General features: G+C 61.0%; 16 protein-coding genes and 1 pseudogene. 7 read left to right on the forward strand and 10 right to left on the reverse strand.

Annotated elements, in window-relative coordinates:
- The first annotated feature begins 13 nt into the window (after positions 1-13).
- From FX982_RS14120 to FX982_RS14145, 6 genes are all read left to right on the forward strand, one after another.
- On the forward strand, positions 14-1,339 hold the full coding sequence (locus FX982_RS14120; protein WP_172611270.1) for an MFS transporter: 1,326 nt from the start codon (positions 14-16) through the stop codon (positions 1,337-1,339).
- 83 nt (positions 1,340-1,422) lie between these two features.
- Entirely contained in the window at positions 1,423-1,722 is a 300-nt protein-coding gene (locus FX982_RS14125; protein ID WP_172611272.1) for a DUF5629 family protein, read from the forward strand.
- 270 nt (positions 1,723-1,992) lie between these two features.
- On the forward strand, positions 1,993-3,162 hold the full coding sequence (locus FX982_RS14130) for a lactonase family protein (RefSeq protein ID WP_172611273.1): 1,170 nt from the start codon (positions 1,993-1,995) through the stop codon (positions 3,160-3,162).
- Between the two features lie 183 nt (positions 3,163-3,345).
- Positions 3,346-3,528 (forward strand): hypothetical protein, encoded by a 183-nt coding sequence (locus tag FX982_RS14135; protein ID WP_065986171.1) that lies wholly within the window; start codon positions 3,346-3,348, stop codon positions 3,526-3,528.
- A gap of 563 nt (positions 3,529-4,091) precedes the next feature.
- The gene (locus FX982_RS14140) at positions 4,092-4,283 is read left to right on the forward strand and encodes a hypothetical protein (protein ID WP_172611274.1); all 192 of its coding nucleotides are present in this window, start codon (positions 4,092-4,094) and stop codon (positions 4,281-4,283) included.
- The gene (locus FX982_RS14145) at positions 4,280-4,510 is read left to right on the forward strand and encodes a hypothetical protein (protein ID WP_172611276.1); all 231 of its coding nucleotides are present in this window, start codon (positions 4,280-4,282) and stop codon (positions 4,508-4,510) included. The genes FX982_RS14140 and FX982_RS14145 overlap by 4 nt, the downstream gene beginning before the upstream one ends.
- 35 nt (positions 4,511-4,545) lie before the next feature.
- Here the strand turns inward: FX982_RS14145 and FX982_RS14150 are convergent, their stop codons facing one another.
- The 10 genes and pseudogenes from FX982_RS14150 to FX982_RS14195 all read right to left on the reverse strand — a co-directional run bounded on the left by FX982_RS14150 (position 4,546) and on the right by FX982_RS14195 (position 17,611).
- Positions 4,546-5,172 (reverse strand): glutathione S-transferase, encoded by a 627-nt coding sequence (locus tag FX982_RS14150; protein ID WP_172613057.1) that lies wholly within the window; start codon positions 5,170-5,172, stop codon positions 4,546-4,548.
- Between the two features lie 5 nt (positions 5,173-5,177).
- Positions 5,178-5,687, reverse strand: a complete 510-nt coding sequence (locus FX982_RS14155) for a peptidylprolyl isomerase (protein ID WP_172611278.1) — start codon at positions 5,685-5,687, stop codon at positions 5,178-5,180.
- Positions 5,688-5,791: 104 nt separating this feature from the next.
- Complete coding sequence (locus tag FX982_RS14160) at positions 5,792-9,439, reverse strand: AAA family ATPase (RefSeq protein WP_172611280.1); 3,648 nt, start codon at positions 9,437-9,439, stop codon at positions 5,792-5,794.
- A complete protein-coding gene (locus tag FX982_RS14165) occupies positions 9,436-10,674 on the reverse strand; it encodes an exonuclease SbcCD subunit D C-terminal domain-containing protein (protein ID WP_172611281.1) in 1,239 nt (412 codons plus the stop codon). The genes FX982_RS14160 and FX982_RS14165 overlap by 4 nt, the downstream gene beginning before the upstream one ends.
- Positions 10,675-10,742: 68 nt before the next feature.
- Complete coding sequence (locus tag FX982_RS14170; RefSeq protein ID WP_172611283.1) at positions 10,743-12,428, reverse strand: BatD family protein; 1,686 nt, start codon at positions 12,426-12,428, stop codon at positions 10,743-10,745.
- Between the two features lie 361 nt (positions 12,429-12,789).
- Positions 12,790-14,158 (reverse strand): annotated as a pseudogene (locus FX982_RS14175) (tetratricopeptide repeat protein); the annotation flags it as partial.
- Complete coding sequence (locus FX982_RS14180) at positions 14,155-15,222, reverse strand: vWA domain-containing protein (RefSeq protein WP_172611287.1); 1,068 nt, start codon at positions 15,220-15,222, stop codon at positions 14,155-14,157. The pseudogene FX982_RS14175 and the gene FX982_RS14180, both read right to left, overlap by 4 nt.
- On the reverse strand, positions 15,215-15,706 hold the full coding sequence (locus FX982_RS14185) for a DUF4381 domain-containing protein (RefSeq protein WP_172611288.1): 492 nt from the start codon (positions 15,704-15,706) through the stop codon (positions 15,215-15,217). The genes FX982_RS14180 and FX982_RS14185 overlap by 8 nt, the downstream gene beginning before the upstream one ends.
- Positions 15,703-16,647: a DUF58 domain-containing protein gene (locus FX982_RS14190; RefSeq protein WP_172611290.1), complete on the reverse strand. Its 945-nt coding sequence runs from the start codon at positions 16,645-16,647 to the stop codon at positions 15,703-15,705. Before FX982_RS14190 ends, FX982_RS14185 begins: the two co-directional genes overlap by 4 nt.
- Before the next feature lie 4 nt (positions 16,648-16,651).
- A complete protein-coding gene (locus tag FX982_RS14195; RefSeq protein ID WP_037013687.1) occupies positions 16,652-17,611 on the reverse strand; it encodes an AAA family ATPase in 960 nt (319 codons plus the stop codon).
- Between the two features lie 399 nt (positions 17,612-18,010).
- On the opposite strand from FX982_RS14195, the gene FX982_RS14200 reads away from it, so the two are divergent.
- Entirely contained in the window at positions 18,011-22,969 is a 4,959-nt protein-coding gene (locus FX982_RS14200; RefSeq protein ID WP_172611292.1) for a Tc toxin subunit A, read from the forward strand.
- Positions 22,970-23,003: the final 34 nt, after the last annotated feature.

Raw genomic sequence — 23,003 nt, forward strand, 5'->3', positions numbered from 1 at the left:
CGAGGTGCGACCCATGACCGCCACTGCCATCCCGCTGGAACGCCTTGATGCCGACGCCCTTGAGGACAGCATCTATCGCAAGGTGAGCTGGCGAATCGTGCCGTTGTTCATCGCCTGTTTCCTGTTTGCCTATTTGGACCGCGTCAACATCAGCTTTGCCAAGCTGCAGATGGCCAGCGACCTGGGATTCAGCGAAACCGTTTACGGCCTGGGCGCGAGCCTGTTCTTCGTCGGCTACTTCCTGTTCGAAGTGCCGAGCAACGTGTTGCTGCACAAGATCGGCGCGCGAATCTGGATCGCGCGGATCATGGTCTCGTGGGGCATCGCCTCCGCCTGCATGATGTTCGTGCAGACCGAATTCTGGTTCTACACGCTGCGCTTTCTGATCGGCGTAATGGAAGCCGGCTTCGTCCCCGGCGTCCTGTATTTCTTCACCCAGTGGTATCCCGGCTCACGTCGGGCGCGGGTCAACTCCTACTTCAAAAGCTCCATCTGCCTGTGCGGGATCGTCGGCGGTCCGATTGCCGGGCTGATCCTCGGTCACTTCGACGGCGTCATGGGCCTGGCCGGCTGGCGCTGGCTGTTCCTGATCGAAGGCATCCCGTCCATCCTGCTCGGCGGCGTGGTGTTCTGGCTGGTCAAAGACCGTATCGAAGACGCCACCTGGTTAAGTGATCAGGAGAAACAGGTGGTACTGGCGCGCATGGCGAAAGAGGCCAAGCCCGTCGTTAAACAAACCGTAAAGGACATCTGGAGACACCCGACCACCTACGTGATGTCAGGCATTTATCTGTGTCTGGTCATGGCGCTGACCGGGCTGTTGTTCTGGATGCCGCAGTTGATCAAAACCGCTGGCGTGACCGACACCCTGAACATTGGCTTGCTGACAGTGATTCCCTATGTGGGCGCGGTGATTGGCAATCTGCTGATAGGCGCCAGCTCCGACCGCCACGGCGAGCGGCGCTGGCACATGGCGGGCTGCGCGACGCTGACCGCTGCGGGCTATCTGGTCTGTGCGTTGTTTCCCGGGCAACTGGTGCCTTTGGTGATCGGCATGACCATGATCATGACCGGCATCATCGCCTGGATGCCGATTTTCTGGACCATCCCGCCGCGCTTCCTGACTGGCATCGCTGCCGCTGCGGGCATCGCGCTGATCAACTCCCTCGGGCAACTGGGCGGGATCATCGCGCCGTTCATGGTCGGCCGCATCAAGGACCTCACCGGCACGGCGACGCCGGCGCTGTTCGCGTTGTTCGGCGTCAGCGTGCTGGCCATCGCGCTGATCGTCTGGGGCATCCCGTCGCGCTATTACGCGAAGGAAGCGGTTCAGGACTGAACCTGCGGTCATCGGACGCCGAGGCCAGCGCCTCGGCGTCTTTTCACCTATCATTCGCGCTTTCACTGATGCGAATCACTGCCATGACCACCACACCTCAATCCCTGCGCACTAAACTCCAGGCCGCGCTGACCGCCCACAGCATGCTGGAAATCGACGGCCTGCACGCCTTCGAATTCACCCTCGACGAAATGCTCCAGATCGAAAGCATGGACGGCCGCGAGCGCAAGGTCTGGCGCTTCTCTCTGGCGCAGATCGACGCTGCCGAATTCGATGCCGCGCTGCAGAGCTGGGTCATCAATGACGGCAACGCCGACCACCGCATCGTTGTGCTCAATGGAATCTCGGCGAGTGACGAGGATGAAGAGGGCGAACAGGAGTAATCGCGTACTAACGCACCGCAGAAGGCTTGTCTGTGGAAGCGAGCTTGCTCGCGAAGGCAGCATCCACCCCATGGATGGTTACCAGATGAACCGTCTTCGTGAGCAAGCTCACCCCCACAGTGATTGTGTTTAGCCAAGTGACGCCGCAGTTTCAGCCTGACGGGTCGCCTACGCTGTCCCCGCCAGGCAACTACTTTCCGCAATACGCTGTCATAGCCGTGACATTCCGCGTGCATGGCGCGCCAACAACTCCAACAAGAGAACACCCCAATGACTCCCAGAATTCTGCCGTGGTTAGCGCTCGCCAGCAGCCTTTCCGCGCTCTCTGTTCAGGCCAAACCCATGACTGATTACGACGTACTGGTCGGTTCCTATACCGCCGGCGCCAGCGAAGGCATTTACCGCTTCGGCTTCAACACCCAGACCGGCCAGCTCGACGCCAAGCCGCGTCAGGTCATCCAGACTGAAAACCCGTCCTGGCTGACGCTCTCCAAGGACCAGCGCCATATGTTCGCGGTCAACGAAAACGGCCCGGGCCAGACCGACGTCGTCGGCAGGGTCAGCAGCTACTCAATCGATCCCAAGACCCATGCGGTGTCGTTTCTCAATCAGGTTGACACCAAAAGTGACGAGCCGACCCATTCCAGCCTGAGCCTGGACGGGCGTTTCCTGTTCGTTGCCAACTACGCCGTACACCCTGATCCGGGTGGCGTACTGGCGGTCGTGCCGGTCGGCAAGGACGGCAAACTGGCGCCGGTGGTGCAGACCGCCACCCACGAAGCCAGCAAGGTCAATCCGGAGCGCCAGGCTTCGTCTCACGTCCACGCAGCGGTACCCACGCCTGACGGCAAGTACCTGATCGCCATGGACCTGGGCGCTGACAAGATGTTTGTCTTCAACTACGACGCCACCAAGCCGCAGCCGCTGCAACCGGCGAAGGTGCCTGCAATCGACCTGCCACCGGGCAGCGGTCCGCGCCACCTGACCTTCAGCAAAGACGGCAAACACGCCTGGCTGACCATGGAAATGACGGCGCAAGTGGCGGTGTTTGACTATCACGACGGCGTGTTCAAGCAGACCCAACTGGTGGACCTCGCCAACAAGGAAGGTCAGCAAAACCGCGCTGCCGGTGGCCTGCACACCTCGCCGGACGGCAAATTCCTCTACGTTGCCAACCGTGGCGAAGTGAATGAGCTGCTGGTGTTCAGCATTAATGCTGCCAACGGCCAGCTCAAGGAAATCCAGCGCCGCGCCGTGGAAGGCAAGGAACCGCGCGAGTTCGCCTTCGACCCGAGCGGCCACTTCGTGCTGATTGCCAACCAGAAGAGCAACCAGATCGTGACCGTCCGCGTTGACCCGAAAACCGGTCTGCTGGGTGACACCGTGCAGAAAGTCGACTTCGATTCGCCGTCTGACTTCCATTTCCTTACCGCGCACTGACATCCCGTGACGCTTTGACGCAGGCTGAGCCCTTGATTTTCAATGGCTCAGCCGGTGTATCAATTCAAGTGATAAGGGCTAGTGCCAGAAAAGATTTTTTCCAAATCATCCTCGGGCGTAACTTTCATTCCACGGCCACGACGGTCAAGACTTGAAACGACACACCACAGCGAGGTACCCACCATGAACTTCAATCTCTTCTCCATCATCGCCGCGTCCGCCATCTCCGCCACCGTTGCATTGCCTGCCAGTGCCAGCGTTGAAGCGACCGACAAGAAAGTCAGCTCGACCCAGAGTTACACCCCGAAGTACCTGCAACAAAGCGCCAACTTCTATGCCGCTCTGGATCACAAGATTCAACAATGAATAGAAATTCGAAGTGAATCCATTCCCCGTTAACGAACGTATCGTTGCCGGGGAATGGATTTGTAAGAACCTGATTTGATCTGCAACTTTGTGAAAGCCGGAAAACGCTTTCGCGAGCAACTTCGTCTTCTACAGGTTGATGCGACCCACTGACCACTGCGTGTCAGGCCATGCATCAAGTGCCGGCGAGCTTGTTCGCGAAAGCGCTGAATTCCCTTCCTCGGCCCCGTCTGCTGAATAAGCGATGGGGATTTTTTTGTGGGTTGGATTCAAGGGGGCGACGCCCGGTTTCCGACAGCAGGCACCGATCCTGTGGGAGCGAGCTTGCTCGCGAAGACTGCATTTCAACCTCTGGAGATTTAGTGGATGTCCCAGCCTATTCGCGAGCAAGCTCGCTCCACTTGGATTGATGTAAATATAACCAATGCGTTGGTCTATTAGCCTGATTAACTTCTTGAATAATCAACCCCATCGATCTTTTGAATCGCCAGCCATCGTTTTTTAATAGCACTCACTTCAAGCATTCTGGGCGCCTGAAACAGACACGTCCCGGAGCTACACACATGGCCACTGCCATCCTCACTTCAATTAAACACGGCGCTTATACCGCCATCGCGTTGTATGTTGTTTTCATCGCAGTGGTCACCGTCATCAGCACGAACCCACAACTCAATGCCCCGTCGCAGATGTCGACGCAAACAGCGTCCGTTGAACTCAATCGCGCGGCTGTTCAGTCCCAGGGGCGTGCATCGTGAAAGGCGCGAACTTCTGGGTGATTGTGTTTTTCGCGTTGATCAACAACGGCTGCTCATTGCTCGGCCATGGCGAAGGTTCGGTGGGTGGTGTGGCACGCAGCATGGAGTTCAAGACCGAGGTCGCTGAAGCGGTCGAGATGCAGCGCTCGCAGAAGCTTAACGCGGGTAATCCTCCGCCACGGCACAGCGAGATGATTTCACCGATCTTTCAGCTGGACGTGGTGTAGCGAAGGGGTTCAGCCAGCAACCAATGCGGTCGCAATCAGCGCTTGGCCATCGCCGTGATGAACAGGTCCGATGCCAGAAATCGCTGTAACCAGCGCTGCAGGTGAGGGTAGGGGCTTTGCCAGAACCAGTCCGCATCCACCGCGCAAAACTGCCGTACGAACGGCGCAATGGCGATGTCGGCCAGGGTCAGTCGATCGGTGATCAGAAAGTCCCGTGAAGCCAGTGATTCGTTCAGCCTGCGCAGAAACCTCTCTCCCCGCTGGCGGTAGTCGTCCTGGGTGAATTCGGGATAACGCACGGCGTATTTGTAGTGATCCAGATCCTGCTTGAACCTGCCGTCGTTTTCCGCGATCAGCGCGGCGATCTGCCGCTGCCCGTCAGGGTCCTGGGCCAGGGACCAATCGTCCGGGTCATGCTGCGCCAGGGCCCAGCCCATGATGTCCAGGCTCTGCTCCAGCACCCGGTCTTGCAGGACCAGAACCGGCACCGTGCCTTTGGGTGAGCGTTCAAGCATCTCCGCCGGTTTGGCCTTGAGGCTGACTTCCACCGTGGTCACCGGTACGCCGCAATACCCCAGCGCCATGCGGGCGCGCATGGCGTAGGGGCAGCGGCGAAACGAGTAGAGCGTCGGCGCCATCGATTCAGCGTGAAGCGCCGACATCATGCTCAGGCCTCGGTCAGTTCGCCGCAATCGGCGATGACGACTTTCTTGCTGGTGCGGCCGGATTGCGAACCCAGCGCTTCGATGGCCTTGACCACGTCCATGCCTTCAACGACTTTGCCGAACACGACGTGCTTGCCGTCCAGCCACTCGGTGACGATGGTGGTGATGAAGAACTGGCTGCCGTTGGTGTTCGGGCCAGCGTTGGCCATCGACAGGTCACCTGGGGCGGTGTGCTTGAGGGTGAAGTTTTCGTCTTCGAACTTGTTGCCGTAAATCGACTTGCCGCCGGTGCCGTTGTGGTTGGTGAAGTCACCGCCCTGCAGCATGAAGTTCTGGATCACGCGGTGGAACGACGAACCCTTGTAGCTCAGGCCGTCGCCTTTTTCGCCGGTGCACAGCGCGCGGAAGTTTTCAGCGGTTTTCGGAACGACGTCGTTGTGCAGCTCCATGACGATGCGGCCCATTTTCTCGCCGTCTGCAGTGATGTCGAAGAATACTTTTGAGTTTGCCACGTGGTTTTACCTTCTTTCGAGTTTGGCGCGACTGCTGCCGCGCAAGGGATACAGGGTTGCACAGAAACGCCATCGGGCGTGTCCGTGCGTCGTGAAAAAACGGATCAGCCGCTGCTGACCTCGACCGTGCTCAGGCCATTGCCCTGACGCCGCACTTGAATCTGCACGGGGATGCGCTCGTGCATTTCCTGTACGTGGGAGATGACGCCGACCTTGCGGCCCTGGGCTTGCAGCCCGTCAAGGGCGTCCATGGCCAGTTGCAGGGATTCAGGATCGAGGCTGCCGAAGCCTTCGTCGATGAACAGCGATTCAATCTTCAGCGTGCTTGACGCCATGGAGGCCAGGCCCAGCGCCAGGGCGAGGGACACCAGGAACGTTTCCCCGCCCGACAGCGAGTGAACCGAGCGCAGTTCGTCGCCCATCTCGGTGTCCATCACCAGCAAGCCGAGCATGCTGCCGCCGCGTTTCAGGCGATAGCGTCGCACCAGCTGCTTGAGCTGCGCGTTGGCGTGGTGCACCAGCAAATCAAGGTTGTACGCCTGGGCGATCTTGCGGAACGTGTCGCCGGTGGCGGAGCCGATCAGCGCGTTGAGCCGGCCCCAGCGCTGATAGTCGGACTGCGCCTGGGCGATGCGTTCCTGCAGTGCGCTGCTGGCGTCGCGACGGCGGTTGTCTTCGCTGACCTGAGCGCGCAAGTCGGCGCATAGCTGATCCTGAATGACCGATTGCGCCTGCGCTTCGGTCAACGCGGTCAGTAACTGCTCGGCATCGCCACTGTCGCTGTGCTGGGCCTGATGTTGTTGCAACTGCGCCGCACGCTCCTCCACCAACACCCTGGCTTGCTCCAGCGCCTTTTCGCTGGACTGCAATTGCTGACGTAACTCGCCAACACTGTCGTCGCTCATCCCCAGCAAGGCCTCAAGCGCGGCATCATCCAGCTCGCTGTGGCTGCTGCGCCACTCGGCGATCTGCCGTTCGAGTTCTGCCAATTCCTGTTCAAGGGCCTGCAAGCGCTGTTGCTCACCCTCCAGTTCGGCGGTCAGCTTGATCAGTTCGCTGCGCGCCGCTTGCAGTTCGTAGGCGATGGCGGCCTGAGCCTCACGGGCCTGCTCGACCGCCTGTTCAAGGGCGTGCTGCCAGCGCTCGGGGGACGCATGATCGCCGAGGGTCTGTGCCAGGCGCTGTTGCACCGTCTGTTGCTGCTGCTGACGGGCAGCGAGTTGCGCCTGCACCTTCTGATGTTCTGTCTCGCGACTCTGCTGCGCAACCTGCTCGCGCTCCAGTTTTTGCGCCCGCTCGCTGTGCTCCTGCTGCTCGTTCTTCTGCTGATCGAGCTGCTCGACGCGGGCGGCAATGTCGTTATCCAGCTGCATGAAGCTCTGGGTCGCCGACTCGCGCCACTGGCTCAGGCTTTCGGCGGGTAGCAGGGGCTCGAACTCCTGCAACGCTGCTTCGAAATCCTGGTTGTCCAGCGCGATATGGCGTTGCTGATCGTCCAGCAGCTTCATGGCCTGCTGACTGGCCTCGCGCGCCTCAAGCACTTGCTGCTGCAGGGACTCAGCATCCCGCTGCACTTTAAGTAGTCGGGTCTGGCGCTGCTCGGCGCTGAGGATGTCCTGGGCCAGTTGATGCAGGCGTTCGCTCAGCCAGTCCCCGCGCAAGTGCTCGGGTTGCTCCAGCAAGCGCGGATACAGCGGGTGAGCTTCCAGCTCAGGTGCCAGGGTTTGCAGCTGTTCGGCCAGTTGGTCCTGCTGCGGCTTGGACTGCTTGAGCTGGTTATTGAGCTCAGCGACTTCGGCGCGCAGCTCGGCGAGCTTTTCGCTGAGCTGCCCGACGGTTTGCCGGGCGCGCGCCTCTTCGCCATCGTCATGGCCCGACAGCGCTTCCAGCAACGCAGCGGACTGGTGATACGGATGTTCTTCACTGCCGCACACCGGGCACGGTTGTTGATCGACCAATTGCTCGCGCAGTTGCTCGACACTGGCGCTGCGGGCCAGGCGCTGGCGTTGCAGCAGTTCAACGGTGACCTTCAGCGCCTGCTCGGCGGCTTCGTGTTCGGCCTTGAGTTTCAGGCCTTGGGCGATGCCTTGGGCGCGACGCTCGGTGGCCTGCTGCTGGCGGGTTTGCACGTCCAGCAACCGGCCGGCGACGTCCTGATGGCGCTGCCACAAGCGTTCGAGGGAGTCGCTGGCGCTGTGCTGCTGACGGTTATCCTGCAGCAGTTGTCCCAGCCGCTCGATGTCGTGGCTGACCGCGTCGGCCTTGACCTCGGCGTCGTCGTACAGCGCCTGCAACGCGCTGCGGCGCTCGCTTAGTGTCTGCTCGGCGAGTGTGGCGTTTTTTTCCAGCTGCGGCAGCTCGGCACGGCCCTGAATCAGGCGCGCGCTGAGCTGCACGGTTTGCTGAAGACGCGGCCGGTAGGCGCTCCACGACTGACTCAAGGTGGTCAGCGACGCGCTCTGCTCCAGTTGCTCGGCGATGGACTGCAAGCGCGACTCGACTTGGCGCTGCTGCTCGGCCAGTTGATCGAGGGTCGACTGCCCCTCGGTGCTGGCCTGTTGCGCGGCGCGTGCCTGCTCGTCGAGCTGTTGCAGCTCCTGATTCAAATGATTGAGCTTGGCCTGCTGCTCGAACGCTTCACTCAGGGCGGGCCGCGCGTTGATCAGTTGTTCCTGCGCCTGCTGCAACGCGCTGTCTGCGTTGATGCGCTTGCTGTCCAGCTCGGCAATGCGCGCATCCAGTCCGGTTTGCTTGAGCTGATCGGCTTGAATCGCAGCGGTGAGCGGCGCGAGCTGAGCCTGAAGCCGGGCGCGCTGACCGAACAGATGCCGCTGTGGCGCCAGACGCTCCAACAGCGCAAGCCGCTGGCGATCGGCACTGTGGGCGTCCCATGTCTGTTGGGCGCTGGCGAGCTGTTCGTTGGCGGCATGATGGCTGTCGCCCAGGCGATTCAATTCCTTGAACCATTGCTGCTTGAGCTCCAGCTGGCGCAGTTGCGCCTGTTGCAGTTTCAGCTCCTGCCGGGCTTCGTTGCAGCGCTGCTCAAGCTCGGCGCGCTGCTCCGGCTCCATCGGCGTGAGCGTGCCGGCCTGGGCCTGAAGGGTTTTCAGCGCCTCTTCGGCTTCCTTGCTTTTGCTGTAGGCGCGGCGGCCCAACTGGCTGTAGATCGCCGTGTCGGTGAGCTTTTCCAGCAGCTCGCTGCGGTCTTTGTCGTCGGCCTTGAGGAAGGCACTGAATTCGCTTTGCGCCAGCATCACCGCGCGGGTGAACTGCTCGAAGTTCAGCCCCAGGCGCGCTTCCAGCAGGGTCTTGTACTCGGTCTTGTTCTGCGTGCTGAGAATCTGTTCGCTGTCCAGATCGATCAGCGTCTGGCGGCTGGCCTGGAGTTTTTTCGTGGCGTTGTCGCGGGCTCGGTTGGCTTCCCAGCGCGCGCGATAACGACGCTTGTCGATGCCGACGAAATCCACCTCGGCGTAACCGCTGCCGGTGCCGCGACGCAGCAGGTTGCGCGGGTCGTTGGTGCTGATGTCGCCGTCGATCTCCGGCACGCGGGACTGGCCAATGTTGTTCAGCCGGGGAATCGCGCCGAACAGCGCCAGACAGAGGGCGTCCAGCAGCGTGCTTTTGCCCGCGCCGGTGGGGCCGGTGATGGCGAACAGGCCGGCGCTGGCGAGGGGCTCGGCGGTGAAATCCAGCTCGAACGGACCGGCCAGCGAGGCGAGGTTTTTCAGGCGAATGGAGAGGATTTTCATGGCTGCTCGCTCTCCAGCTGAACGTCCTGAAGCAGGGTCGCGAAATCCTGCAGCGTCTGTTCGTCGACCTCGCTGCCGTAGCTGTCCTGCCAGGCGCGGCTGAACAGTTCCTGCGGGCTCAACTGGTCCAGTTCGATCAGGTCCTGGTTGGCGTCTTCGCGGCTGCCCTTGCCGGCGTATTCGGCGGCGATCCGCACCAGCCGAACGGCCTTGCCTTCCAGCGCGGCCTCGATCTGGTTGCGCAGGTCGGGCTGCGGTTCGTCCAGGCGCACGCGGACTTCGAGCCACGGCTGGCGGTCGACGTCGGCGAGCAGGTCGATGTCCGGCAGATCCCGCAGTTGCAGCAACAGCTCGGCCAGTGGCGCCGGGCCGACCCTTTGCAGATTGACGGCGCGGGGTATTAACAGCGGTTTCACGCTGACCAGCTTGTCACCGTCGCACTCGATTTCGAGGATCTGATGCTGGTAGCCGATTTCCGAAAACGACAGGGGAATGGGCGAGCCGCTGTAGCGAATGCGGTCTTCGCCGTTAATCCGCTGTGGCTTGTGCAGATGACCCAGCGCGACGTAGGTGATGCTGTCGCCGAACAGGCTGGCGGGCAGGGCCTCGGCGTTGCCGATGATCAGGCTGCGTTCGGAGTCTTCCGACACCGAGCCGCCGGCCATGTGCGCGTGGCTGATGGCAATCAGCGCCTGGCCTTTCTTGCGCCGCTGGTTCGCGGCGGCGATGAGCATTTCATGGACCTGACCGATGCCACGCAAATAGTTGTCGCCCAACGCCGCGCCGGTCACTTCAGCCGGCCGCAGGAAGGGCAGCGCCAGGCACCAGCCGACGATTTTGCCCTTGGCGTTGGTCAGCGGCAGCAACAGGCGATCGACATCGAGCACGCCATCGTCGAGCCACAGCACCCGGCCCAGAGCGTGGGTGCGCAGGCGTCGCATCAGCGGCGCGGGCAGTTCGATGCGCGAGCCGGAGTCGTGGTTGCCGGCGATCATGACGATGGTCAGCTGCGGATTCTGTTCGTGGGCGCTGACGATGAAGTCGTACAGGCGCTCCTGTGATTTGACCGGCGGATTGACCGTGTCAAAGATGTCGCCGGCAATCAGCAGGACATCCGGATTGCGCTCGGCCAGACGGGCCAGGAGCCAGGTCAGAAAGCTGGCATGTTCGAAATCTCGCTCCTGACCATGAAGGTTCTGGCCGAGGTGCCAGTCGGAGGTGTGGAACAGACGCATGGGGGTACCTTGGTTTAACGATCAGCCTGTTTTCCAGCGTTGCCGGAAAACGCGCTGATCGATGGAAATCATTTTGGATACAGCGGCGGCAGGCTGTCGCCTCCGTTCGGGTCCTGGGGGTTCTCGATGGCGGGCAGCGCTTTGACGGCGCGCCAGAGGTCTTCGCCCAGCCACAGTTTTTCGGTCTCGCTGTACAGCGCGCCATTCAATCCGTCCAGCGCATGGGACAGCGGCACGAAGCGCGCGGCCATGTCGGCCAGAGTTTCCGGTTGTTGACGGGCCCAGGCGTCCAGCGCCTGGCGGGTGGCGTGGGGGTCGTTGGCCAGGCACGCGCGTTTCAGGTCGTCGAGCACTGTACGCGGACTCGGCCCCGTTTGCGCGACCCGGGCCAGCGCCGGTTGCCAGCGCCCGCGCCACCACAGGCCGAAGCCCAGCAGCGTGGTGAAACTCAACAGCACCGTGCTCAACTGCCACGGCCACACCGGCGGGCCAATCACCGTCACATTACCGTTGTCGCTCACGGGCGTGTCCACGGCGAACGCCGGATTGAGGCTGACCTGCAAGGTGCGGGCGGGCAGGGCGCTGTGCTCCAGGTGATCTTCCTGGGTGTTCCACCAGACCAGATCGACAGCGGGAATCTCGATGGCGCCGGGACGATTGGGCACCAGCGCCTCGCGTTCCTCACGCACGCCGGTCAAGCCGCGCTCACCGGCCTGATTGCTCAGTTGCGGCTGGTCCGGGTAGCGCCGCAACGCGCTGACGTCGGTGGCGGGCAGCGGCGGCAACTGCGCGCTGGACAGCCCTTCGGCCTTCAATTGCAGGGTGCGGGTGAGGGAATCGCCGACCTGGCTGTGGGCAGGTTCCGGGCTCCAGTTTTCACTGAGGCTGACGCTGCGCGCCGGCAGCCATGGCGTATCGGCGGGGTAGTGCGCCGGTTGCGGCTTGACGTCGAGGGTCAGGGGCAGCGACGTCACGTGCATCAGTCGGCCGGGTTTCGGCCCGCTGGCCATCGCGCCGGGCGCCATGGCGGCGGCCGCAGCGGCGTCGGTGGTGTCCTGAACCAGCGTGGCGCTGAACGCCTGGGCGGGGATGGTCAGCGCGCCGCTGTGCTGCGGGTAAAGCGCATAGCGCATTTCGATCACGCCGTGGCGAATGCCATTGATCTGCTTCTCGTACGTGCGCGTGTCACCAAGCTTTTCGATGCGCGCGTCGGGCACTTGCAGCGGTGTCAGGCTGCTGTCGTCGAACAGCGACACCGAATGGTAAATGCGCACGGTGAGCAAGACCTGCGCCTGAACATACACACTGTCCTGATCAAGGCTCGCCTCCATGAACACCGGGGCGAGCTTCTGCTCCTGACCCTGGGCGGCAGGGCCGACATCGACCACTTGCAGCACGATCGGCTGGCTGGTCATTTCGCCCAGTTTCAAGGACGGGATTTCGATCGAACCGCTGTGGCGCGGCATCAGCGTGATCAGCCAGCGGGTCGTCGCGTGCACGTTGCCTTCCAGCGTGGTCAGGCTGTTGAGCTGGCGGGTGTCGCGGACCTCGAAGTCGGCGTCCAGCGCACTCATGTCCGGACGGCCGAAGACGGTCGCGTCGTCGGTCTCAAGGGTCAGTTCGACGGTTTCGCCAGTGTTGACGCGCGTGCGATCGACGCTGGATTGCAGCGTGGAGCCTGCACTGTCGGCCTGCGCCACCAGGGCAAACAGGCACCACATTCCTGCGATCAGCAACCTGTGCAGACGACTCATCGGGTCTTTTCCTGATGCTGCTGTTGTTCGTACCAGAATTTGCGCCGCAACAGCTCACCGGGTTCGTCGGGGATCTGTCGCAGCCATTGTTCGAGCGCCTGTTTTTGCTCGCCATCGATTTGCCCGTCCCCCGGTTTGCCGGAAGCGCGGGCAGGCTCATCGCTGTCGGATCCTGCGCCGGAAGCCTGCTCGTCGGCCGAGGCTTCCTGATCGCTGGCCGAGCGGTCGGCATTGGCATCCTGCGGCGCTGACTGCGCGTTCGATGACGTCTGTCCGGCATTGCCTTGGCGGGCATTGTCGGCGTTCTCGTCAGTCTTCGCCTTCTCGTCTGCTTTTGCCTGATCCGACGCTTTGCTTTGCTCCAGGAGCTTTTCCACCAACGCCTTGTTGGCCAACGCCGCCGGGAAGTCCGGTTGACGCTCCAGCGCCTGTTCATAAGCGTCAATGGCGCCTTCCAGCTCACCACTCCGGGCCAGTGCATTACCACGATTGTAATGGTCGGCGGCGCTGCTGCCCTGGGCAAAGCGCTGGACGGCGCCGGCATAGTCACCGGCCTGATAGAGGGCAATGCCTTGCCACTGCGGGTCTTCGAAGTGCCGCGCGGCTTCTGCCGGATGATGCCGCTTGAGCAGGTGATCGCCCTGTTGATCGGGACGGCGCCACAAGTCTTCGAAACCAAACGCGTAGCTGGGTTGCGGCACGGCCATCAACAGCAACGGCAAACCCAACAGCCAGCCGCGACGCCCGGCGCAACCGGCCAGCAGCAGAAGCGGCAGCAGCAACCAGTAGCCCTGATCCGCCCAGCGGTCGAGCCGCACTTTCTGGCCCTGGCTGATCAGGCTCTTCGGGCCTTCCAGCAGGCCGAGTTCGTCGAGGTCCTGATTGTCCAGGCGCAGCGCGGTGTAGCGACCGCCCAGGCTGTCGGCGAAATCCTTGAGCACAGGCCCGTCCAGACGCGGCACGAGAATGCCGCCTTGGGCGTCCTTCAGGAAACCGCCTTTCTCTTGCGTGACTGGCGTGCCTTCCGCCGTGCCGACACCGAGCATTAACAAAGGGGGGGCATCGCGTCCGGTCATCGCGGCGCGAATCCCCTGACGTTCGGCGTCGCTGAGGGACGAACCGACCCACAGCAGTCGCCCCTGGCCCAGGTCGCCCTGTTCCAGCAAATCCAGCGCCTTGCGCACGGCGAGGTCTGCGCGCTGGCCGGCTTCAGGCATGATCGCTGGCTTGATCGCATCCAGCAGGTTTTTGCTGGTCGCCAGGTCATCGGACAGCGGCACCAACGTGTGGGCGCTGCCGGCGTACACGATGATCGCGGTCTGTGAATCGCTGCGCGCCTGCAGCAGATCGAGCAACTTGCGCCGCGCCTGTTCGAGTCGGGTGGGCGGGCTGTCAGCCGCGAGCATTTCCGGGGTCAACTCGATCATCACCACCAACGGATCGACCGGCCGCTGGCTGTTCTGCTCAACCCGCTGCCAGCTCGGCCCGTGCAGTGCCAACACCGCCAGCAACCAGCCAAGGCCCAGCACCACCCACGGCAATTTGCTTTCCCGACCGCCGCCACCGCTGAGCAAAGCAGAATGGAAGGCGCTGGGAATAATCATCTGCCAGCGCCCGACGCGCTTCTGCCGATTCCATAACCGCCACAACAGCCAGCCAAGCGCCGGCAGCATCAGCAGCCACCCCGGGCGCGACCAATGGGGCCATAGACTGGAAAGGAATTCGATCATGGGCGCCTCGTCAGGCGCTTCAAGTGCTGACGCCACTGCGTACGCCACACAATCGTCGGCCGGCGCGCGAAGAAGCGATAAACCGCGTTGTTCGGCCAGCGCTCCTGAACCACCAGCAGCAGGCTCAACAACAGCGCCATCGTCAGCGGTACGTGATAAAGCGCCCGCGCCGGACGTGCCTGGGTGGGTTGTTGCGCGACAGGCTCCAGCCGGTCCAGCGCCTTGCCGATGCCGGCGAGTTCGGCGCCGTTGCGCGCGCGGAAATACTGCCCACCGCTGACCGCGGCGATTTCCCGCAGCGCAGGCTCGTCCAGATCCAGGCTGGGGTTGAGGCCGAGAATGCTGGTGGCGCCTTTGTCAGGGTCGGCGCCGATGCCGATCGGGTAGATTTTCACGCCTTCGCTGGCGGCCAGGCGCGCGGCGGTTCTTGGGTCGATCTGGCCCGCATTGTTGGCGCCGTCGGTGACCAGAATCAGCACACGGCTCTCGGCCGGACGCTGGCGCAGACGCTTCAAAGCCAGGCCGATCGCGTCGCCGATGGCGGTGTTCTTGCCGGCGATGCCGATGCGCGCTTCGTCCAGCCAGACGCGCACGGTCTTGCGGTCGAAGGTCAGCGGCGCCTGCAGGTACGCTTGGCTGCCGAACAGAATCAGGCCGATGCGATCGCCCTGACGGTGCTCAAGAAAGTCCCCTAGCAGGGTTTTCACCAAGGTCAGCCGGCTGACCTCGTCGTTTTTCCAGACCATGTCCGGGTAATCCATCGAGCCCGACACGTCCACCGCCACCAGCAGATCGCGCCCGCTGGCGGCAACCGGTAACGGCTCGCCGAGCCATTGCGGTCGGGCGGCTGCGACCAGCAGCAGGAGCCAGACGGTAATGAACGGCAACTGACGCCGCCAGCCCGGCAAACGGTTTCGGGCGCGGCGACCAGCGAGGCCTTCGAGCTCGGGGAGAAAGCTGATTTTCAACGCCGCTTCGCCGCTGTCTGCGGCGGGTAGCACGAAGCGCATCACCCACGGCAGCGGGAGCAGGGCGAAAAGCCACGGCCAAGCGAATTCAAACATGCTTGCGAATCCAGGTCTCGACCGACTGGGTCAGGCCGTTGATGGCCTTGTCGTCGAGCTTGCATTCCGGTTTGTAGGCGCCCTCTACGAGGATCATCCAGCGCGTCAGGCCGGCGGCCGGGCAGCGGTTGTCGAGAAACGCCAGCCATTTGCGGCCGTTGAGGGTGTGGCTCTGGCTGTAGGGGTAGTGATTGCGGCACAGGCGCTTGAGCAGGCCATTGATCTGTTGCAGCCAGGCACCGGCCGGGGCGCCGTCGTAGGGTTTGGGCATCTGCGCGAGTTCGACCAGCGCGGCCTGGCGCAAAGGGTCCAATGGCTCGACGGTTTCGCTGCTGGCCTTTTTCGGCAGCAGCGCGCGCGCGCGCCACACGCCGTAGCCCAGCGCCGGCAGCAGAATCAGCAACAGCCACCAACCCGGCGCGGGCGGCCAGAAACCGACCGGCTCGGGGAGAATCAGCGGTTGCAACTGGTCCAGCGCACTCATGGCTGTTTCACCGGACGCTGGCCGTTGAGGTATTCGCGCAGTTGCTCGACCATTTCCCGCTGGGTGCTCAGCGGCATCATCAGCACGCGCAGCTTTTGCGCCAGCAGTTCCCAACGTGCCTGACGCGCCTCGCCCTGGGCGCGGTAGCTCTGGCGCAAGTCGGCGTTCAGCGTGTCGAGTTCCAGGTGCGCGCCGCGATCAGCGAAGCGCAGCAGGCCGGCAGCGGGCAAGGCGTGATCCAGCGGATCGGACAGCGGCAGCAGCAACAGATCGCAATGCCGTGACAGCAATGTCAGTTGTTGTTCAGCCGAATCGGACAGCGCGCGCTCATCGCACAGGATGATCGCCAGACTGCCAGGACGCATCACTTCCCGCGCGCGGCGCAGCGCCACGCCGAACGTGTCGCGGTCGGCAGCGGCCTCGGTGTGCAGCGACTGATTGACCCGCACCAGCCGGTTCAGCAATTGCAGCAGGCTTTGTTTGCTGCGTCGCGGTTTGATTTCGTAATGCTCGTTGTCACCAAACACCAGCCCGCCGACCCGGTCGTTGTGGCCCAGCGCTGCCCATCCCACCAATGCGGCGGCTTGGGCAGCGAGGACTGACTTGAACATCAGCCCGGACCCGAAAAACAGACGGCGGCTTTGCTCGACCATGATGAAAATCGGTCGCTCGCGTTCTTCGTGAAACAGTTTGGTGTGGGGCTCTTGCGTGCGGGCGGTGACGCGCCAGTCGATGGTCCTGACGTCGTCCCCGGCCTGATACACCCTGACCTGATCGAAGTCGACCCCGCGCCCCCGCAGCTTGGAGTGGTGCAGACCGATCAACGGGCTGCGCTGGCTGGGCGTTGAAAACAGCTGCACTTCCCGCACGCGATGACGCATCTCAATCAGGTCGGCGAGGCTGATGCGGATGCCCGGTTGGGAGATCAGATAGGGTTGCATGGGGTCAGGCGACGGCCACAACGTCGAGAATGCGCTGGATCACGCGGTCTTGATCAATGCCCGCCGCTTCCGCTTCGAACGACAGAATGATGCGGTGGCGCAACACGTCGAACACCATCGCCTGGATGTCTTCCGGGCTGACGAAATCGCGCCCGGCCAGCCAGGCGTGGGCCCGGGCGCAGCGGTCCAGGGAAATCGAGCCCCGCGGGCTCGCGCCATAACCGATCCACTCGGCCAGCTCGGCATCGAACTTGGCCGGCGTGCGGGTCGCCATCACCAGTTGCACCAGATATTCCTCAACGGCATCGGCCATGTACAGACCGAGGATTTCCTTGCGCGCGGCAAAAATCGCCTGCTGGCTGACCCGCCGTTCCGGCTTGGTCTCGCCGTTGAGCGCTTCGCCCCGGGCCTGCTGGAGAATCTTGCGTTCGACGGTGGCGTCCGGAAAACCAATTTTGACGTGCATGAGAAAACGATCGAGCTGCGCCTCGGGCAGCGGGTAGGTGCCTTCCTGCTCGATGGGGTTCTGCGTCGCCATCACCAGAAACAGCGGCGACAGGTCGTAAGTGCTGCGCCCGACGCTGACCTGACGCTCGGCCATGGCCTCCAGCAAGGCAGATTGCACCTTGGCCGGCGCGCGGTTGATTTCGTCGGCGAGCACCAGGTTGTGGAAGATAGGGCCTTGCTGGAACACGAAACTGCCGGTTTCCGGACGATAAATCTCGGTGCCGGTGATGTCGGCGGGCAGCAGGTCAGGGGTGAACTGGATGCGATGGAATTGCGCTTCGATGCCTTCGGCCAGCTCTTTGATCGCCTTGGTCTTGGCCAGGCCCGGGGCACCTTCGACCAGCATGTGGCCGTCGGCCAGCAGCGCGATCAGCAAGCGCTCAACCAGTTTCTCCTGCCCGAGAATCTGGGTGGAGAGAAAGGTCCGCAGCGCGATCAACGCTTCACGATGTTCCATCGATGACAGTTCCTGGCAGGTTCGCAGCAGCGCCAAGTCGGCACCGAAGCTGGGGGCGTTACTTTAATCGATCCGGGGGCTGGCGACTAACGGCGAAGGGGGTTTTTGCAGGATTTTCAGGGAAGGGTGTCGCAAAGTGGTGAATTGGTTGAAGGATACGAATCCTCGCCCGGCTCGTCAGCGCCAACAGAAATTATTTTTCAGAGCTGCCCGCACATTGCTCAGACTTTTTTACGGGTACTTACCCTCTGTAGTCGTGGGTCGCAGGCTGAGGCCTCTTGTATGACTACGCCGTTAGTCGGTTCTGACCGGCGGATTGGCGTGGGTCTGCTTGACTTATTTTAGGGATCTTGTGCGGTGATCCGTTAATGGAAGCGTTATCTCAGGATGAGGACCGTCATGAAGAAGATCGTCAAGAATTCCGCCAAGTCCGTTTCGGCCCTGGATATGCTGCTGGGCAATACACGGCAGACCAAGGCTGGAATTTCTGCGCTGACCCAGCAGTTCAGTTCGGTTCTGAGCCTGGCCCAAGCCAATATTCCCCGCTTGATGAAGCAAAACCCGCAGATGCACATCACTGAAGCCCGCGATATCCATGCGCGTGCGCAGGCGATGTCTGTCGTGATTGCCCGACAGTTTCGTGAGCAACGCCTGACGGCCTCGGTGCGCCAGGCTAATCGACCGCCGTCCGGAATCAAAGGTTTGGTGGATGGCCCTACCTACACAGACATGTTCAACCCGGACTGGGCCAATCACTGTCCGCCGGATGCCATTGAAGCCACCACTTCACCCGTTGCCTATCTGGCGGATCTGTATCGGTTCGCGCTGGAGTTGGAGGCCTCCGGTGATCAGAGCGCAATCATCAGCCTCGACGCGCGGCGGCCTGATCTGAAGAACCTGCTGCTCGACCACACAGCGCTCAACCGCGTAGAGCCGACCATCGTGTTGGTCAACGAGATTCTTGAGAACTCGATCCGTGGTTATCTGGACGGCATCTCGCTTGAGGACAAGCCGGTCGACGATGCGCTACTGGAGGCGCGCTACCCCAATGCGCTGCCGTTCGAGCGCTACACCAGCCAGATCAACTACGCCCTCGGCCGCAAGAATTACACCCTGGGCGATGCCATACGGGCGGCGGACCCTGATTATCCGTACTTCAAGGAGCCCGGTGTGCATTCCTTGCTGTCGGACATCGCGCTGATTCAGGACACCGGGCTTGGTCCGGTGCAGCAGGGGTTGCTGCTCGAAGCACCGTATTTTCCTCAAGACAGTGCCCCGGCACATCCGCTGAGTTCAAGCCGAGGCCGCATCGATCCGCGCACCCGCCTGTTACGCGATGGAACAGACCTGGGCGCCCCCACAACGTTTTATCTGGACAACTTTGGTGTGGGCGGTTTTACCGATTTGGAGGACACCCAGACGTTTTGCCTTCGCACCGGGCTTACCACCGAGGAACTTGAAGCCTTATTGTCCGTCGGTGCGTTCGCAACGACCCGTTCATCCAACGTCACTCAGGGCGCGGGGCAGGCGGTGGATGGCAGCCTGTCCGGTTCGGTCTACATCAACGCTGGCGCATTGCCGCCGATGGGCATTGAAACGCTGCCAGCGCAGGACGGCGGTCCAGGACCAAGGCATCGCCTCACCGGCAGCTCGCCTGATCGATTTGATCGCATGAACCGGATGATCCGCTTATCGCGCTGGCTTGAGCTGCCATTTCATGAAGTGGACCTGCTGCTGGTGGCCTCGTTGCAAGCCGAGCAACAGGCATCCACTGTCACGCGCAGAGTCAAGGCAGGCGACTCGAACCCCTACCACATCACCCAGAACACACTGCGCTCGCTGGGCCTGTTTCAGATCGTGCGTAAACGCTTTGGCGCAACCGCCGAAGATTTTGCCGCGCTGCTGTACGGGCTGGGCGTGTATGGACGGGGCAAGACGGCGTCGCAATTCGATCGGGTGTTTAACGGCCAGGCGTTGTTTGAGGTGCCGCTGATTCTCGACGACCAGCCGTTTTCGATCATCCCCGAGAACGAGGCTGAGCGGCAGAAGATCAATCACTTGTGTGCGGCGCTGGGGATGACCTACGAGGTGTTTCGCTATGTCGCCAAGGTGGTGCGACAGACCTACGCCGGGCAGTCGTTGAGCTGGTCCCGCGAGGTGGTTTCAGCGTTTTATCGCCTGGTAAAACTGCCGCGTTATCTGGACCTCAATACTGTTGAAGCACTGGCGCTGCTGGAGTTGCTGGACGGCGGCGGCAGTCATCTGGTCTCCAAGCTGGCTGGCGTCACGCAGATCGCGACGTACTACGCTTCACCGAATACCGACACATTGAGCGTGCTGCATGCTCTGATCGATTCCAGCGTCTGGCTCAAGGACAATAAATGGACAGTCGCCCAGCTGTGCCAGCTGGTATTGCCCCCGATCGCCCAGCCCGTTGCCGCGGATGCCGAATACGGCCTGCTGCAGCAGATACATTCGCGCTTGACGGCGGCGCTGATCACTGAAAGCAGCTTCGCTCAGGTCGGGGCGCCGGCCGTATCACTGACCGTGGCACGTGACGAGCGGGGCAAGGAAGTTTATGACAGCGCGCCGATTGACTGGATTTTTGAGCTGAATACCTACATCGACAACGGGGAGACACAGCCGGGTGCCAGAGGTTTGGTCAAGATTCTCAATCTCGAGACCGAGAAGACGTTTGAAGATGCATTGAGTAGCGCTGTCAAGACCTTGCTGGAAAACCGAGGACTGCTCGTCGAAGAGCTTCATCCTAAAATCACCAACATGATCATGCGTGCTCGAGGGGCGCAGGAAGCGTTGCTCATGGAAGGTCTCGGCGATTATCTGACTATATCTGCAGATCTTGCGAAAGCGTTGTTGGGCTGGACGGACGGCACTCGTTATCAACTGCTGCGCGAAGTGCTCAGGGTTTACGGAGCGTCCGGTCTGGCGAGGGTGGAAATTGGTGACGAGGTGTTGCTGGTGCTCGAAGCGCTGGCAAAACGCGCGGTGATCTCCTCGCACCTGGGCTTGAGCCCAGCGTTGATCAGTCAACTGGTTGAAAATCCGCAGTGGTTTGGCTTGGTTAATGCCGGACTGTCATTGCAGTTGGTATTCCATCTCACTCAATACGCCACCAATTTGCGCCTCAGTGAGCAAAACGAAGACACGGTGCTGGATTATTTCCGACTGATCAATACGTTGTGGGGCTCGGCAACGGAAGGCGACAAGAGGCTGATCCGGGATAGCGCCGCCTACAAGCTGGCCGGCTTTCTGCGCTGGGGTGTACGTGAAGTGCTGTCGGTTGCCTTGCACGTCCAACCGCAAGACGGTGTCATCTTCACGTTGCGCGAGTTCGACATAGCTGTTCGGCTTTCCCAGCTCAGTCGAAGCACCCACCTTGACGCCAACGCATTGCTTGCGCTGCATCTACTAACGCCCACGACCTCTGTTGAGCTGTACCGCGCGGCGGCGCAGCTGGCGTTGAGTTGTGTCACCGAACTGTCGCAGGCCAGTTTAGTGGAAGAGGTCGGGCAAAGTCTTAACAGCGTGATTATGGTGACTCCGGATTATCTGGTTGCAAATCGTCCAAGTGACGCCGCGACTTATACGATCACGTTGCTGGATGCCATGGATCAGCCGTTTGCTGGGGTCAAAGTGATGTGGAGTACAGATTTAGGCGAGCTGAGCCCGGCACAAACAACTACCGATGACGCAGGCAGAAGTTCTACGACACTTCAGAGCGGGAGCACCATGGGCGTCGCCAATATTGTTGCACGGTTTGGTTTGGGAGAAACCGTGACAGCGCCGCCCGTAGTAATCGATTGCGATGAAGGCACTTTGCATTTCATAGAGGGTGAGTGGTCGTCTGATACAGCCTTGTCAAACTTTTTGGAAAGCATCCAATATGCGGTAACGTTAATTGATGATTATGAAAATAAAGGTGCTGATCGTGCTGTTGAATGGAGCACGACATTAGGTTTGTTTCAGCGTCCGCAGACTTATACAGATGCCAATGGTGTAAGTGTTGCTGAACTTCGCAGTAGCGCTGAAGGGCTTGCAAGCGTGGCGGCGAACTATATAAATGGCCAGAGGTGGGATTTTCAACCGGTCGAGTTTTTGAGTATTCCATATTTTCAGTACGTTAAATTTTCAAACACCATTCTCGTCAATGAGGAGGTGCTGATCGAATGCAGGTTGGTTGAGCTTAATGGTGCTTCTGTAGGCGCGAATGTGCCGATTTCGTGGTCGTCGGATTTCGACGGATTGCTAGACGTTTCATCAGTCACAGATGCAGAGGGTATTGCGGTAGCAAGATTCAAAGCAACTGAGCCGGGGAAAGTAGTGGTCACTGTAGCCGCCGAGGGGTCGGAAAATAAGTCGAGTGAAGCCACAAGCATTTACCCTCAGATAGAACTGGTCAATGGTGAAGCGTCCAGCGAGTATTACACGGTTGGAAGTCCTGATCCGATAGTGTTTTCAGTGTTTCTTGAAGTTGACGGTGCCAGCCCTGGCAGGACGCCCGTCAAGTGGACGATTGATGGCGCAGGGGAGCATATAACTTATTCAAGCGCTGCGACCGGCAGGGCAGATTTTAGCTCCACGTTTGCGTTAGGAGAGCACCGAGTGAAGGCTGCCGTCGGAGACGCAGAGGTCGAATTCGTCGTGTACGCAAGCCCCTGGTTTACTCTGGAAGTTGAGTTGGAAGGTGAAAGGGACGAATTGGCGCCAGACTTGCTAAGCGTAGGTATTGCATATCAGTTGCACGTCAAGGCGCTTGATGGTGGCGGCAATCCTGTCGAAGCTTACGTAATGCTGGAGTCCTTCGGCACAGCACCGGAGCTTTTGGATGTCACTATCCCAGATAGGGATGTCTGGATGGCCATACCGCTTGAAGGTAGAAGTTTTCTGGTGGGAACGGGCGAAATTTATCTCCCATATGAAAGTGTGACGAAAATTGGGGATTTAAAGCTCCGACTCCGTTCCAGGGGGGGAGGAGACTGGGAGGCGCAGTACAAAAAAGGAGTGGTCCTCAAGTATCGCACCCGTAGACTATATTCGGGAGACGGTAAAAACACAGTTTTCATATACTATAATCCGATAAATACACCGGCTAGCGTCACAGATATGCCCGTTGTTTTTAGCTGGGATGTAAAATGCCAAGTCGCTGTTACAGCGGGTTCGTCATTAGTTTTGGATGATGTGCCGTTAATATCCTATCGGCCTGTTCATGAACTCAGTGGCCCAGTGTTGAAATGTGAGTTCGGCAGTGTGGGAGGTATTATCAAAATGGTCGCGGCGCGAGCTGTTGGGGAAAATGGCTATGTTGTGCTTCAAGCGTGCGAAATACCGTTTGATTGAACCAACAGCTGCTAACCCGACAGGCCGAGGATAT

The organism is Pseudomonas graminis (genome assembly GCF_013201545.1).
Classification (GTDB): domain Bacteria; phylum Pseudomonadota; class Gammaproteobacteria; order Pseudomonadales; family Pseudomonadaceae; genus Aquipseudomonas.

Bases quoted from the DNA above. Each gene is read 5' to 3' on its own strand.
- FX982_RS14125 (WP_172611272.1), top strand. From the start codon at position 1,423: ATGACCACCACACCTCAATCCCTGCGCACTAAACTCCAGGCCGCGCTG.
- FX982_RS14185 (WP_172611288.1), bottom strand. From the start codon at position 15,706: ATGAGTGCGCTGGACCAGTTGCAACCGCTGATTCTCCCCGAGCCGGTC.
- FX982_RS14140 (WP_172611274.1), top strand. From the start codon at position 4,092: ATGGCCACTGCCATCCTCACTTCAATTAAACACGGCGCTTATACCGCC.
- FX982_RS14180 (WP_172611287.1), bottom strand. From the start codon at position 15,222: ATGTTTGAATTCGCTTGGCCGTGGCTTTTCGCCCTGCTCCCGCTGCCG.
- FX982_RS14165 (WP_172611281.1), bottom strand. From the start codon at position 10,674: ATGCGTCTGTTCCACACCTCCGACTGGCACCTCGGCCAGAACCTTCAT.
- FX982_RS14200 (WP_172611292.1), top strand. From the start codon at position 18,011: ATGAAGAAGATCGTCAAGAATTCCGCCAAGTCCGTTTCGGCCCTGGAT.
- FX982_RS14170 (WP_172611283.1), bottom strand. From the start codon at position 12,428: ATGAGTCGTCTGCACAGGTTGCTGATCGCAGGAATGTGGTGCCTGTTT.
- FX982_RS14135 (WP_065986171.1), top strand. From the start codon at position 3,346: ATGAACTTCAATCTCTTCTCCATCATCGCCGCGTCCGCCATCTCCGCC.
- FX982_RS14150 (WP_172613057.1), bottom strand. From the start codon at position 5,172: ATGTCGGCGCTTCACGCTGAATCGATGGCGCCGACGCTCTACTCGTTT.
- FX982_RS14195 (WP_037013687.1), bottom strand. From the start codon at position 17,611: ATGGAACATCGTGAAGCGTTGATCGCGCTGCGGACCTTTCTCTCCACC.
- FX982_RS14190 (WP_172611290.1), bottom strand. From the start codon at position 16,647: ATGCAACCCTATCTGATCTCCCAACCGGGCATCCGCATCAGCCTCGCC.
- FX982_RS14130 (WP_172611273.1), top strand. From the start codon at position 1,993: ATGACTCCCAGAATTCTGCCGTGGTTAGCGCTCGCCAGCAGCCTTTCC.
- FX982_RS14160 (WP_172611280.1), bottom strand. From the start codon at position 9,439: ATGAAAATCCTCTCCATTCGCCTGAAAAACCTCGCCTCGCTGGCCGGT.
- FX982_RS14120 (WP_172611270.1), top strand. From the start codon at position 14: ATGACCGCCACTGCCATCCCGCTGGAACGCCTTGATGCCGACGCCCTT.